Source organism: Nostoc sp. NMS4, assembly GCF_017115095.1.
Lineage (GTDB): Bacteria > Cyanobacteriota > Cyanobacteriia > Cyanobacteriales > Nostocaceae > Nostoc.
This window is the reverse complement of the sequence record NZ_JABXKI010000146.1, coordinates 49,400-62,108: the sequence shown is the minus strand read 5'-3', so window position 1 is coordinate 62,108 and position 12,709 is coordinate 49,400. Positions and strand designations below refer to the sequence as shown.

Genomic DNA, 12,709 nt, shown 5'->3' with positions numbered 1-12,709 from the left:
ATAGGCATGAAATTTAAATTATTTTAACTTTTACCATAAAAGTAGCGCAAGAGCCGTTAATTTGATGACATTTAAAATCTTCGATGAGTAGTAAGGTACCACTAAAGTTAGGAACAAGTTCATTAAATACAGCAGAATTCAGAATTCAGAATTCAGGAGTAAAACACGTTTTATACCTGGGTAACAGATGAATCGTTGTGTACCTCACTTTCCTTGAAATCTGCTGTAAATACAAATAACCTTGATAAATATGTCGAAATTTTATTTTTTGTGGGTTGTATTGGGTAAATAAAACTCAAAAAGGCAGAGTTTGGGTTTTGTTCTTCAAGCCAGCCGACAATTTGCTATTTGACAACAAGACTAATTTAATGAGTTGTTTTTTCTTTGGATTTGTTGAATAAAAAATTCTTCTAGGGAGTTACGTGACAAGTTCATGGCGATAATTTTACCTTCCATGAGACGAAGACTCGCAAGAAAATCATAATAATCATCTTGTAGTGTACCGTGCCAGGAACCATCAGGCTCAAATATGAGAGTGGGTATCCATTTTTTGAGAATTTCCCAGTCACCACCTTGACCTTTGACGTGATATGTGTTTGTTCCGCCTAAGAGTTCATTGAGGGAACCAGAGCAAATTAGTTCACCTTGAGCGAGGATGGCAATGCGATCGCAAATCTGTTCTACTTCACTAAGAACATGACTATTGAAAAAAATCGTCTTACCGGCGGCTTTGAGCGCCAGAATAATTTCCCGCATTTGGTAGCGTCCCACCGGATCAAGCCCGGACATCGGTTCATCTAGAAAAACTAAATCTGGCTCGTTAATTAGCGCCTGTGCCATACCAACACGCTGTAGCATTCCTTTAGAATAGCGACGCAGCAGCTTTTTACGGGCATCGGCTTGGGATAAACCCACTAATTCCAGCAGTTGGGGAATGCGTTGGCGTTGGATGCTTTGGGGGATTTGGAATAGCCCAGCAGCTAGCTGTAAAAATTCCCAGCCAGTGAGATAGTCATACAAATAGGGATTTTCTGGTAGATAGCCGATATGTTGCTTAACAGTGCGATCGCCTATGGGTTTACCCAACAACGATCCTCGTCCAGAGGTGGGATGAATAATTCCCAACAATAATTTTAAAAGGGTGGTTTTACCAGCACCATTAGGGCCCAGCAACCCAAAGGTTTCGCCTTTGTAAACCGTTAAAGAACAGTTTTTGAGAGATACGACTTTTTGATTTAGCCAAAAACCGGTGCGATAGACTTTTCGCAACTCAGAAGTTAGGACTACTGGCGGAATGTCGGTCGTATTAAGTTGATAATCAGGGTCATCAGCAACAGACTTCATCTCGGTTAAATCACTATTTATCAGCTTGGTATTAATTAAAAATTACCCGGTAGGCTGATAATAACCATCACCAAGCTGTGTGTCAATTATCGGGAATTGAGGATTGAGGACTGGCGAAGAAGCATGGGAGCAGGGGAAGTAGGGGAGGATAATTAATGACAAATGACAAATGACCAATGCCCAATATCATAAAACTCCCTTAGAACTGGGAATTAAACCAGCACGTCGGGGGTCAATTTCTACCGCCAGCCGTGTTGCTCTTGCAAAGGCTTTAAATGTCGCTTCAATGATGTGATGGGAATTAATGCCATCCAGTTGCCGAATGTGCAGTGTCATTTGGCTATGGTTCACCAAAGCCACGAAAAATTCTCGTACTAACTGGGTGTCGTATGTTCCTACACGCTGGGTAGGAATTTGCAAGCCGTAGCTGAGGTGAGGTCGTCCAGAAAAGTCTAGCGCTACTTGAACTAAGGCTTCGTCCAGTGGTGCAAGAAAATTACCAAAGCGGACAATACCTTTTCTGTCGCCTAGTGCTTGGTTAAAAGCTTGCCCTAAAGTAATGCCTACATCTTCGTTGGTGTGATGGTCATCAATTTCCCAGTCTCCTTTGGCTTGGACATCGATATCAATCAGCCCGTGGGAGGCAATTTGATGCAACATGTGATTCAAAAACGGAATGCCTGTTGCTGCTGTGCATTTTCCTGTCCCATCCAGGTTGATTGTAACTTGCACATTAGTTTCACCAGTGGTGCGGTGAACAGTGGCAATCCGAGGGATTTCGGTTAAGCGATCGTAGTTTGAATTAACTTGGCGATTGGTTGTTTGCATGGGGAGTGGAAAGAGTTAAAAGTTAGGAGTTATGAGTTAGGAATTAAAAACTATGAGTTATGAGTTTTTTTAACTCTTAACTCCTCACTTCTAACTCCTAACTTTCTCACTCCTAACTTTATCGCGTCACATTCCCATAATTTCATATCCTGCATCTACATATAGAATTTGTCCGGTAATCCCACTGGACAAATCACTACATAAGAAAGCCGCAGCGTTGCCCACTTCTAGCTGAGTGACGGTGCGTCGTAGGGGAGCTACTTCTTCTACATGATGAATCATATCCAAAATTCCACCGACTGCTGAAGATGCCAAAGTGCGGATGGGGCCTGCGGAGATGGCATTGACGCGGATATTTTGCGGCCCTAGTTCAGCAGCCAGGTAACGCACACTCATTTCTAACCCCGCCTTGGCAATTCCCATAACGTTGTAGTTGGGGATTGCTCTGACACCACCTAAATACGTCAAGGTGACGATACTACCTCCCTCTGTCATCAAGGGTTTCGCTGCACCACTTAACTGCACTAGTGAGTAGGTACTGATTTCTAAGGCGGTGTTGAAGCCAGAACGAGAGGTTTGGCTAAAATCTCCAGTTAAATCGTCTTTGCTGGCAAAGGCTAGACAATGGATGAGGATATCTAGCTTTCCCCACTTTTCGCGGATTGTCTCAAAGGTAGATTTAATTTGTTCGTCATCTTGGACATTACAGGGAAGAAATAAGCTGGGGTTGAGGGGTTCTACCAACTCCGCGACTTTTTTCTCCATCTTGCCGCGTTCATCCGGCAGGTAGGTAATACCCAGGTTTGCTCCGGCTTTGTGCAGCTGTTGGGCGATGCCCCAAGCGATCGAGCGGTTATTGGCAATACCTGTAACAAGGGCATTTTTTCCGGTCAAATTTAGCATAAAAATTGTTAATGCGATCGATCATTAGGAGCATACTAGAATCTGAGGCACGTTTTGTCTTTGTTTTATACAGGATTTACAAAAATGAATATTGATAAGGGTGTTTTCTGTGAGAAAAATCTTGATTTTTTATAAAGATATTCTCAAGATATCTTTATTTGTTCTTCAAAAAACCTTTTGAATACAGCTATTGGAACTACTTATCAACAATTAGTAGCTGAAAGGATCAACAATTATGTATCATTATAAACAAAGAGTTATGAAGAGATTAGTTGGAGTATAGGAAAGTACAGAAAGGTTGACGGTGCTTTATTCATTTTTCAGGTGTATTCTTAGGTAATCAGTTTTTGTTTTTCCGGCATTGGGTAGGGGAAGGGAGATGATCGTGACACAAGATAAAGCCCTAGCAAATGTATTTCGTCAGATGGCGACCGGGGCGTTTCCGCCAGTTGTGGAAACGTTTGAACGCAATAAAACGATCTTTTTTCCTGGCGATCCTGCCGAACGAGTTTATTTTCTTTTGAAAGGTGCTGTTAAACTTTCCAGGGTGTACGAGGCAGGAGAGGAAATAACGGTAGCGTTGCTGCGGGAAAATAGTGTTTTTGGTGTATTGTCATTGCTGACAGGAAATAAGTCGGATCGGTTTTACCATGCGGTTGCATTTACTCCTGTGGAATTACTGTCGGCACCAATTGAACAAGTGGAGCTAGCACTCAAGGAAAATCCCGAATTATCAATGTTAATGCTGCGAGGTCTGTCTTCGCGCATTTTACAGACAGAGATGATGATTGAAACTCTTGCTCACCGAGATATGGGTTCTAGATTGGTGAGTTTTTTGTTAATTCTTTGTCGAGATTTTGGTGTTCCTTGTGCAGATGGGATCACAATTGATCTGAAGTTATCTCATCAAGCGATCGCAGAAGCAATTGGTTCAACTCGTGTTACTGTTACTAGGCTACTAGGAGATTTGCGTGAGAAAAAGATGATTTCTATCCACAAAAAGAAGATTACTGTGCATAAACCTGTTACCTTAAGTAGGCAATTCACATAAAAACAATTGGAGAAAGGGGAATCGGCGCGTGTTGTATTTTGAAAAATGACACTAATAGCTAGAGGTAAATCTAAAATTGCATAATTTCAGCTATTGCCAATTTCCACTTCTTTCCAGACAATGCTTAAAAGTAGTAGGCTGTATCTGGAAGGATTTCGGTAGCTAAAAATGACCACCGGATACATCCTCATCGCAGCAATTTTGATTCTGGGAGGCGTAATTGCCACCGTGGGCGATCGCATCGGCACACGAGTTGGCAAAGCCCGCCTCTCACTTTTTAAGCTCCGTCCGAAAAATACTGCTGTACTAGTAACAATTTTTACTGGTGGTTTAATTTCAGCATCAACTTTAGGGATTTTATTCGCTGCCGACGAAGGCTTGCGAAAAGGAGTCTTTGAGTTAGAAGATATTCAAACAGACCTCAGACAGAAGCGGGAACAGCTAAAAACCGCAGAAACTCAGAAAAGTCAGGTAGAGGGTGAGCTAAACCAAGCAAAAATTGCCCAAGCAAAAGCACAACAAGACTTGCAGGCAATTAATAAATCATTGCAAGCGGCAAATGCCAAACAGAGGGAAACCCAAGCCCAGCTAAACCGCACAATTAGTCAACAAGCCCAAACCCAAACTCAACTCCAACGCACTCAAGGTCAGCTAGGACAAGTTGTAACTCAGTACCAAAAAGCCATAGCTGAGTTGCAAAGCGTTTCTAATCAGAGAAAGGAGCTACAGGCGGCAGTTGAACTACTGAAGACAGAACGTCAAAGACTATATGCAGAAGCGAAAAAAGCCATTGACGAAGCCAAAACAGCAATTGAAAAACGCGATCGCGAACTTGCTAACCGTCAAGAAGCCATAGAACAACGCGATCAAAAGATTTCCCAGCTGGATCAACTAATTCAAAAGCGTAATGTAGAAATTACAGCGCGAGAGCAAGTAATTGCCACACGGGAATCGCGCCTCAAAGAATTGGAAGCACAGCAGGAGGAACTAGAACAGGAAGTTGCCAGACTGGAAAAATATTATCAGTCCTACCGCGACCTGCGTTTGGGTAAGCTGGCCTTAGTTCGCGGTCAAGTTCTATCTGCTGCTGTGATTCGTGTTACTCAACCTGCTGCTGCTCGTCAGGCAGTGGTACAACTTTTACAAGAAGCCAATCGCAACGCCAACCTCGGATTAAGCGAGCCTGGTGCAAATCCGGCAAATGTAGAGCTACTGCGCGTGACCCAGGATAGGATCGATCAACTAAGCAAGCAGATTGGCGATGGTCAAGAATACGTTATGCGAATTTTCTCGGCTGGTAATTACGTTAGGGGAGAAAAGCAGATAGAATTTTTCGCCGATACAGCCCGGAATCAACTGGTTTTTTCGGGAGGCGCAGTGCTAGCCACGACTACTGCTGATTCAAAAATCATGACATCTTATCAGTTACAGCAGCGCCTAGAAATACTGATTTCTGCTTCCCAATTTCGGGCCCGTAACGCCGGAATTGTCGAAGATGTGCAAGTAGAGGGGACTTTTCTGCGCTTTGTCAGCCAACTAAGACAGTATAATCAACCCTTGGAGATCAAAGCGATCGCAGCAGAGGACACTTATACAGCCGGGCCCTTGAGAGTAAAATTAGTGGCAATAGTCAACGGAAAAATTATTTTTAGTACTTAAAAAATTATTTGCACACTGTTATTAGTAAGATTTAAACATATTGAACAACAGCCAAAATATTTGCTGTAGTTGCATTTTTATCTAACAAATGCTAAGAGAACATTGTTAATTTTTAATTTTTAATTTATTATGAATTTCCGTGAATTTTCACCAACGCAACCAGTCATTTTGGGATTTGATCCAGGTCGAGATAAGTGTGGTTTAGCGGTGATGGGACTGGATCGGCAACTGTATTATCATCAAGTCTTGCTAGCAAAAGAGGCGATCGCTACCATTGAGACACTGCGTCAAAGGTTTCCGATCTCTTTGATGGTCATGGGCGACCAAACTACAGCCAAAGAGTGGAGACAGAAATTATATCAAGAATTGACAGAACCCCTGAGTATTATTTTAGTGGATGAGCGCTATACAACCTTAGAGGCACGCGATCGCTATTGGCAAATGTATCCCCCAAAAGGGCTAATCAAGCTATTGCCACACGGTCTACGACAGCCACCAAGACCCATAGATGACATTGTTGCCATCCTTTTAATCGAAAGATACTTAAACCGCCTCACAGAATCAACACTAAGCAGTCAGGAGTGAGGACTTAGATCGTTAACTCCTGTACAGACGCGATTAATCGCGTCTCTCCTAACTTTTAAAGTTCCGCTCGAATCGTAAAATCATAGTCTCCTCCAGGCTCTAGCTGGTAATCTTGTTGCTCCAAGAATCGACCCAGGGGTTCTTTGATTAAAGCGCGACCTTGGGAAGGCTTGACGGCAAGTTCTCCCCGGCGAAAATGCCACTGGAAATGCCACTCAAACTCACCCGCACTCACTTCGCCCTCAAGGAAGCCATGTTGCCAGGATTGGCGGGTAATTCTGACATGGGCAATGGTTTCTGGCAGACGTTTTGCACTCACAATGCTTTATGTCAAGTGTGGAATAACAGCCGATGATGTAGGCTACTTATTTTATTTACCAAACATATCTTAATTAGACAAACTGACAAAGTGGGTATTTGTATTTGACTAGTACAGCACGGCGGAAATAAGCCACCCCTATGGCAAAGTAACCTACGCCTAGCGATCGCACTTCCACTAATGGCATATTTCAGCAATCGTTCCCATTGGCAATGTGAAGCAGTCTCTATCATCAATACCCAAATTAGCAGCGTCCAACACTCCTTTCATAATTGTGTCACTGAAGGTCTTTGTTGCGAAGCTCACAGTATATCTATGCCGCAAGATAGCTGTTTTTTAGATTTATATGTACTCTAAAAGTTGAGTAAAACAGCTTAAGTATACAATAAATTAAAAACTACAGATAAAAAGGTTTCGTGACTTACGCATAGACGCTTGTACCATCGGGTAGTGCTGCGAGAACAACTATATCAAACAGCAATTGTCTTGTGGAGTCTTCAGAATAAACTAAAAAGCGGCTTTTTATAGGTTAGTAGTACTAAGTGTATTTTCAGAAATCACTTTATATATTTTGGATATTTTGGCATTTTGTTCTGTTTTACTTGCTAAAGAATTTGTCAATAATGATTTAGGTATACCTATTATTGATTACTATTTCTGTCAGACTAAATTCCCTAACTAGAGTAAGATGTGCGCTCACTCTTAAACTCGATATTATATTTATTAAATGTAAATTCCAGTTTACTTAATGAGGTAAGTAATGGCGATTAAATTGAAAGTTCCGAATATTAAAGGTGATGATTGCGCCAAGAAAATCACTAAATCTATTCAGACTATGGAATCTGATGCCAAAGTAGATGTGAACGTTGATACTAAAACTGTAACTGTAGAATCTGCGGCTTCTGAAGAGTCAATTAAACAGATAGTTCAATCTGCTGGTTATACCATAGAGGGCTATTAATTAAATTTCTAAATTTTCTAATAAATTTAGAGCAAATAATTTAGCCAACGCAATTAATTAATTAATGATATCTATGTCCGTTTTAAGGGCGTAAATGTCATTAATTAATAATGACTTTTATTAAATCATCATGGTTATCCTCAAGCAACATATTAAAGCACAAGTATCAAGCAACAAATCCATTATTCTTCTATACCAAATTCAGAAATAATGTCATTTGAGGTTTTATGAAAATTATCTGATATTTCTACCTTTCCTTTCCAAATACCTAAAGGTCTTTGAGATTTTTGAGTAGAAGCAATTTCTTCTTTCAACGATTGTAACTCTGAAAAAGTTAACGAAGATAGTGTGGATGATATTAAACGTACTCGATCGCTAATAGGCATAATTTTAGTAAATGTATAATTAACTACAGTTAACAGCGAAAGACTAAATTTTTATTTCACCACTATTTTAATCTATAGCAATTTTAAATGAGTTGTGAAAATCGAGAGACTAAGATCCCCGACTTCTCAAAGAAGTCGGGGATCTTAAAGAATTACATTCAATTATCCTCAAGTCTAAGTACTAGGGAGGATTTATCATGAATAACTAACTGATAGATAATTGGGGCAGAAAGCTACAGCTAGAATCATGGAAACCAAACAGCTAGGAAAAACTGGTATCTTTGTGAGTGCGATCGGTTTGGGTGGTATGCCCATGTCAATTTATAATCGCCCTCCTGAATCGCAATCAATCGAAGTTATTCATCGGGCTTTGGATTTGGGTATTACATTTATTGACACTGCCGATGCTTACTGCAAAGATGAGTCAGATAAGCACCATAATGAGCGGCTAATTCACAAGGGACTTAGTAGTTATAAAGGCGATATTAGCCAGGTAATTGTAGCAACCAAGGGCGGGTTGATGCGTCCCGATGGCAACTGGACAAGCAACGGCAACCCAGAACATTTGCGCGAAACAATTCGAGTCAGTTTTGAGGCGTTGGGCGGTACTAAACCTATCGATGTTTGGCAATACCATTCTCCCGATACTAATTACACCATTGAAGAATCCCTGACACCAGTTAAAGAAGCAGTGGAGGCTGGTTTGATTCGGTTTGTGGGAGTTTCTAATTTTTCCGTTGAACAAATTAAGCGATCGCGGGATGTGGTAGATATTATCTCGGTGCAGAATCAATACAGCCCTTGGCAACGACAGCCAGAAAATGACGGCGTATTGAAGTATTGCGAACAGCAAGGATTGACTTTTTTACCTTGGAGTCCCTTTGGTGGTAGGCGTCGCCATCAGGACTTGCAAGATATTTCTGCGATCGCTCAGTTAGCTAAAGAAAAAGGCGTGTCGGTGTATAATATCGTCTTGGCGTGGTTGCGTTCCAAGTCACCTGCTATTTTACCAATTCCCGGTGCTAGCAAGGTTTCCAGCATTGAAGATTCGGTACGTGCTATCAATGTGAAACTATCTGATGAAGAAGTGCAAAAAATTGATCGGGCAACTTAAACATTTCACTAGCTAACGTAGATGTGGTAGAAGTTGCCTAAGATTTTCGTGGCTTGTTTGGCTGCATAAACTGTTTGATTGTCTGCACTAAGCGCATAAATAAAAAACATGATCTTAGAAACACACCGCTTGCTAATGCGTGACTTTATAGAGGCAGACTGGCAAGCGGTTTTTACCTATCAATCTGATCCTTTGTATTTGTGTTATAACTACTGGACGCACCGCACAGAGAAGGATGTTTGCGAGTTTATCCAGATGTTTATTAATCAGCAAAAAGAGCAACCACGGACAAAATTTCAGTTAGCTATTATCCTCAAAGAAGAAAATCAGCTTATTGGCAATTGTGGTATCCGTGTAAATGACCCGGAAATGCGGGAAGCAAATATCGGCTATGAACTAAACACTCAGTATTGGGGACAAGGTTATGCAACAGAAGCAGCACAGGCCATTTTAAAGTTTGGCTTTGCAGAACTGGGAATGCATCGTATCTGGTCTTGGTGTGTTGCGGAGAATCTTGCTTCTGTAAGGGTATTAGAAAAAATTGGTATGCGTTGTGAAGGTCATCTGCGGGAGAAAGAGTTAATTAAAGGTAGATGGTACGACAACTTTCTCTACGCTATCCTTGACCACCAGTAGAAAGCATACCTCTACATCCCAAAATTTAGGGCGGGTTAACTGTAGACAAAGTGTAGGCGGACTGTAGACAGACAATAGTGCTTGAATAATTGCACGGTTATCCGGTTATAATCCACCTTCTTACCCACGATGAAGCTCCTTCTTAATGAAGGCAGCAGTTATCTCAACTAATATCTCAACTAATATCTCAACTAATATCTCAACTAATATCTCAACTAATATATTGCAGTTATATCAACTAAGATATTGTAGTTACATCAAGTAAGATGTTTCGTTTATCTAGCTTTCAGGCATTTTCTCTTATGTTTTGGTGATGATAAAAACCAATCATGAAGAAATTGTAAAATGAGTATATCACAAAATAAAAAGAAAATACCTTTTCTTTATATAGATACTCATAACATCTGCTAAATTACCCTTATGTCTTCAACAAAATTATCAACCCCTGCCTTTTTTTAGCAGGGATTAAAGGATTGGCTTAGTGATTGTATTAGATCGACTGGTATCAGCTAATACTGCATAGCGTTAGTTTATTGTTGACCTTGCCTGCGGTTTTGGAACTTTTTTGCAGGCAGGCTTGGAACCTTGATTCGTATTGCTTTCAAGGCTTTCGCTTTTTGAACGATGACCTAAAAAGCTTAATAGCTGGCGATGCTCAGATAGTGACCTTGAATGTTACCCATACTAGTAAATCTCACAAGGAAAACTAATGTTGGAGCTAAAACCCAAAATTACAAAGTGTGGGAATAACACCAGTGAATAACAAGATTAAGGGGTAAAGCAAAAAATGTTACGAGTAAAAGTTACACGTGAGGACTTCGAGGAGTCTGCCTCTGAGGGCTGGGTTGACGGTCAAGTTCAAGGAAGGTCAGGGATATGGGTATATATAGAGTTGGGGAAAGAAGTTGAATATAGCCTACGTCCAAGCGATGACCCGAAAACAGACTACAAATGCTTTAAAGCGTGTGGTGTTTTTTACGGTAAAAGCCAAGAAATGCTAGAAGAAGAGGAATGGCTGTTTACTGATGAGAACGTCACAGTCATTATCTATTGCTGAACTGTAACGTTCTCAACCTCAGCCAACTTCCTTCTAAGCTTTCCCCGGCGCTTGACGTGCTGAACTACTATGTTTTCTTCATTCTCTTGAATGAACTGCTCTAAGTCTTCTAGGGCGACTTGGACACTCTCACCATTTTTTAAAAGTGCAGTAGGCATAGAATTAATCTCTGTTCACTGGCTGTAATAGGATCTTACTCCAGTTTATTGCGGGAATGTTTCTATCTGCTTAACTTTTACTCACGATGAAGCTCCTTAATAAAGTTCCGAAAAATAACTAGAGTGAATATGTAGTTTTCATTTTGAGAATTTTGGCATTATATTGCGAAGGCTGGACGATGATGAATCCAAGGGTTAGCCGCTTCTAATTGTGCTGCTAGGCTGATCAGGGTAGCTTCAGCCGCAGGTTTACCAATTAGCTGCACACTCATGGGTAAACCCTTACTATCAAAACCTACAGGAATTGCGATCGCAGGTTGTCCAGTTGCATTGGCCGGTGGACAAGGAGCAACCCACTCAATAATATTTTGAAATGTCTCTTCTGGACTGAGCGAAGCCCATTCCCCAACGCGGATGGGTGAGTGTAAATAAACTGGCAATATCAGCACATCCACGGTATCGAAAAACGCCACAATCTGCCGTGCCACTATCTGCATTTGAGAAACTGCTTGCAGGTATTCTCCGACAGAACCAGTACGTGCAAATAGCCAGCGATTCATCGGTTGTAAAGCTTCAACAGGAAGTCCCGCCGCCGCAATTCCAGCTTGCCAAACGCTTTGAAATGGTTTAATTAAACCGCTAAAATCTGGGGATTTTTGTTCAACGTGGTGGCCGAGTTGTTCTAATAACTGGACTGTTTGGCGGACACCTTGCTGACAGCTAGCGTCAGCTTCTCCCATAGGAGAAATGCTAGTGTCAAAGGCAATTCGCAAAGCACCGAGTTTTGTTTGAGTGGCAGCGAGAAATGATGGTTCGGGATCTGGCAACCAGTAAGGATCGCCTGTAATATACCCAGAGATGGCATCCAAAAGGGCAGCAGCATCAGCAACAGTCCGGGCGATGGGGCCGTTGGCGGCAATTCCGGCGAGGCGTTCGCCAACGGGTGCTTTACTAACTCTGCCTCTGGATGGTTTGAGTCCCACCAAACCACAACAAGCCGCAGGCCCCCGAATGGAACCACCGCCATCAGAACCTTGAGCGATCGCACACAATCCCGCCGCTACCGCCGCCGCCGCGCCACCACTGGAACCGCCAGGGGTATATTCTAAATTCCACGGATTTCTGGCTGGGGGAAAACCCGCAGGTTCGCTGTATGGAAATGAACCTAATTCGGAAGTGGCTGTTTTACCAAGAATTGTAAATCCAGCTTGCTTAATCCGGGTAACAACACCATCATCATAGTTAGGGACATTGTTCAGTAATGCCGGATTTCCATAAGTACAGGTAACACCGGCTACAACATTGAGGTCTTTAATGGAAATTGGTACGCCAAAAAATGGCGGTAGTTCTGAGGTAGTTGTCAATAATTCGGTTTTGGCTTTGGCATCTGCGATCGCTAATTCTGCCGTCACCGTAAAATAACTTCCTAATTGGGGATTTAATTGCCCAATCCGTTCTAAATATATTTCTACCAACTCTAGTGGTGATATTTCGCGGCGACGAATTAATTGCGCTAAATCGAGTGCTGGGGTAAATGCTAAATCAACTTCATTCATGGGTTAGTGAATGGGTAACTTTGTCTTTCTCTGGGATTGTGAAACTAAAATTGTTACTTTAGCCGGATTTATGGGAATTATACATTTTATAGCTACCTGAAATTTGTGATTTATTTAGGATGCTCAGATGCCACAGACGTGGTTATATTCTT

Annotated in this window: 14 protein-coding genes; 7 read left to right on the top strand and 7 right to left on the bottom strand. The window is 41.6% G+C overall.

Annotated features, from left to right (window positions below; all coding sequences use genetic code 11):
* Positions 1-360 precede the first annotated feature (360 nt).
* From HWQ37_RS12300 to fabI, 3 genes are all read right to left on the bottom strand, one after another.
* Complete coding sequence (locus HWQ37_RS12300) at positions 361-1,344, bottom strand: ABC transporter ATP-binding protein (protein ID WP_292747565.1); 984 nt, start codon at positions 1,342-1,344, stop codon at positions 361-363.
* A gap of 186 nt (positions 1,345-1,530) precedes the next feature.
* A complete protein-coding gene (hisB, locus tag HWQ37_RS12295; RefSeq protein WP_292747562.1) occupies positions 1,531-2,172 on the bottom strand; it encodes an imidazoleglycerol-phosphate dehydratase HisB in 642 nt (213 codons plus the stop codon).
* Between the two features lie 126 nt (positions 2,173-2,298).
* The gene (fabI, locus tag HWQ37_RS12290; RefSeq protein ID WP_292747559.1) at positions 2,299-3,075 is read right to left on the bottom strand and encodes an enoyl-ACP reductase FabI; all 777 of its coding nucleotides are present in this window, start codon (positions 3,073-3,075) and stop codon (positions 2,299-2,301) included.
* 379 nt (positions 3,076-3,454) lie between these two features.
* On the opposite strand from fabI, the gene ntcA reads away from it, so the two are divergent.
* The 3 genes from ntcA to HWQ37_RS12275 all read left to right on the top strand — a co-directional run bounded on the left by ntcA (position 3,455) and on the right by HWQ37_RS12275 (position 6,370).
* Entirely contained in the window at positions 3,455-4,126 is a 672-nt protein-coding gene (gene ntcA, locus HWQ37_RS12285) for a global nitrogen regulator NtcA (protein ID WP_094347373.1), read from the top strand.
* Between the two features lie 168 nt (positions 4,127-4,294).
* Positions 4,295-5,785 (top strand): DUF3084 domain-containing protein, encoded by a 1,491-nt coding sequence (locus tag HWQ37_RS12280; RefSeq protein ID WP_292747557.1) that lies wholly within the window; start codon positions 4,295-4,297, stop codon positions 5,783-5,785.
* A gap of 129 nt (positions 5,786-5,914) precedes the next feature.
* Complete coding sequence (locus tag HWQ37_RS12275; RefSeq protein ID WP_292747553.1) at positions 5,915-6,370, top strand: RuvC family protein; 456 nt, start codon at positions 5,915-5,917, stop codon at positions 6,368-6,370.
* A 55-nt stretch (positions 6,371-6,425) separates the two neighbouring features.
* Here HWQ37_RS12275 and HWQ37_RS12270 read toward each other — a convergent pair whose 3' ends face one another.
* Entirely contained in the window at positions 6,426-6,689 is a 264-nt protein-coding gene (locus HWQ37_RS12270; RefSeq protein WP_292747550.1) for a DUF3146 family protein, read from the bottom strand.
* 760 nt (positions 6,690-7,449) lie between these two features.
* On the opposite strand from HWQ37_RS12270, the gene HWQ37_RS12265 reads away from it, so the two are divergent.
* A complete protein-coding gene (locus tag HWQ37_RS12265; protein WP_292747548.1) occupies positions 7,450-7,650 on the top strand; it encodes a heavy-metal-associated domain-containing protein in 201 nt (66 codons plus the stop codon).
* Positions 7,651-7,832: 182 nt separating this feature from the next.
* Here HWQ37_RS12265 and HWQ37_RS12260 read toward each other — a convergent pair whose 3' ends face one another.
* Positions 7,833-8,036: a hypothetical protein gene (locus tag HWQ37_RS12260; protein ID WP_292747546.1), complete on the bottom strand. Its 204-nt coding sequence runs from the start codon at positions 8,034-8,036 to the stop codon at positions 7,833-7,835.
* Positions 8,037-8,283: 247 nt separating this feature from the next.
* Here HWQ37_RS12260 and HWQ37_RS12255 point away from each other — a divergent pair, with 247 nt between their 5' ends.
* The 3 genes from HWQ37_RS12255 to HWQ37_RS12245 all read left to right on the top strand — a co-directional run bounded on the left by HWQ37_RS12255 (position 8,284) and on the right by HWQ37_RS12245 (position 10,843).
* Positions 8,284-9,150: an aldo/keto reductase gene (locus HWQ37_RS12255; protein ID WP_292747544.1), complete on the top strand. Its 867-nt coding sequence runs from the start codon at positions 8,284-8,286 to the stop codon at positions 9,148-9,150.
* Between the two features lie 108 nt (positions 9,151-9,258).
* A complete protein-coding gene (locus HWQ37_RS12250) occupies positions 9,259-9,786 on the top strand; it encodes a GNAT family N-acetyltransferase (protein ID WP_292747541.1) in 528 nt (175 codons plus the stop codon).
* A gap of 787 nt (positions 9,787-10,573) precedes the next feature.
* Complete coding sequence (locus HWQ37_RS12245) at positions 10,574-10,843, top strand: hypothetical protein (RefSeq protein ID WP_292747538.1); 270 nt, start codon at positions 10,574-10,576, stop codon at positions 10,841-10,843.
* Here HWQ37_RS12245 and HWQ37_RS12240 read toward each other — a convergent pair.
* Both HWQ37_RS12240 and HWQ37_RS12235 read right to left on the bottom strand, forming a co-directional pair.
* Positions 10,834-11,001 (bottom strand): hypothetical protein, encoded by a 168-nt coding sequence (locus tag HWQ37_RS12240; protein WP_292747535.1) that lies wholly within the window; start codon positions 10,999-11,001, stop codon positions 10,834-10,836. The genes HWQ37_RS12245 and HWQ37_RS12240 overlap by 10 nt on opposite strands.
* Positions 11,002-11,159: 158 nt before the next feature.
* On the bottom strand, positions 11,160-12,557 hold the full coding sequence (locus HWQ37_RS12235) for an amidase (RefSeq protein ID WP_292747533.1): 1,398 nt from the start codon (positions 12,555-12,557) through the stop codon (positions 11,160-11,162).
* Positions 12,558-12,709 lie beyond the last annotated feature (152 nt).

Bases quoted from the DNA above. Each gene is read 5' to 3' on its own strand.
- HWQ37_RS12300 (WP_292747565.1), bottom strand. From the start codon at position 1,344: ATGAAGTCTGTTGCTGATGACCCTGATTATCAACTTAATACGACCGAC.
- hisB (WP_292747562.1), bottom strand. From the start codon at position 2,172: ATGCAAACAACCAATCGCCAAGTTAATTCAAACTACGATCGCTTAACC.
- fabI (WP_292747559.1), bottom strand. From the start codon at position 3,075: ATGCTAAATTTGACCGGAAAAAATGCCCTTGTTACAGGTATTGCCAAT.
- ntcA (WP_094347373.1), top strand. From the start codon at position 3,455: ATGATCGTGACACAAGATAAAGCCCTAGCAAATGTATTTCGTCAGATG.
- HWQ37_RS12280 (WP_292747557.1), top strand. From the start codon at position 4,295: ATGACCACCGGATACATCCTCATCGCAGCAATTTTGATTCTGGGAGGC.
- HWQ37_RS12275 (WP_292747553.1), top strand. From the start codon at position 5,915: ATGAATTTCCGTGAATTTTCACCAACGCAACCAGTCATTTTGGGATTT.
- HWQ37_RS12265 (WP_292747548.1), top strand. From the start codon at position 7,450: ATGGCGATTAAATTGAAAGTTCCGAATATTAAAGGTGATGATTGCGCC.
- HWQ37_RS12260 (WP_292747546.1), bottom strand. From the start codon at position 8,036: ATGCCTATTAGCGATCGAGTACGTTTAATATCATCCACACTATCTTCG.
- HWQ37_RS12255 (WP_292747544.1), top strand. From the start codon at position 8,284: ATGGAAACCAAACAGCTAGGAAAAACTGGTATCTTTGTGAGTGCGATC.
- HWQ37_RS12250 (WP_292747541.1), top strand. From the start codon at position 9,259: ATGATCTTAGAAACACACCGCTTGCTAATGCGTGACTTTATAGAGGCA.
- HWQ37_RS12245 (WP_292747538.1), top strand. From the start codon at position 10,574: ATGTTACGAGTAAAAGTTACACGTGAGGACTTCGAGGAGTCTGCCTCT.
- HWQ37_RS12240 (WP_292747535.1), bottom strand. From the start codon at position 11,001: ATGCCTACTGCACTTTTAAAAAATGGTGAGAGTGTCCAAGTCGCCCTA.
- HWQ37_RS12235 (WP_292747533.1), bottom strand. From the start codon at position 12,557: ATGAATGAAGTTGATTTAGCATTTACCCCAGCACTCGATTTAGCGCAA.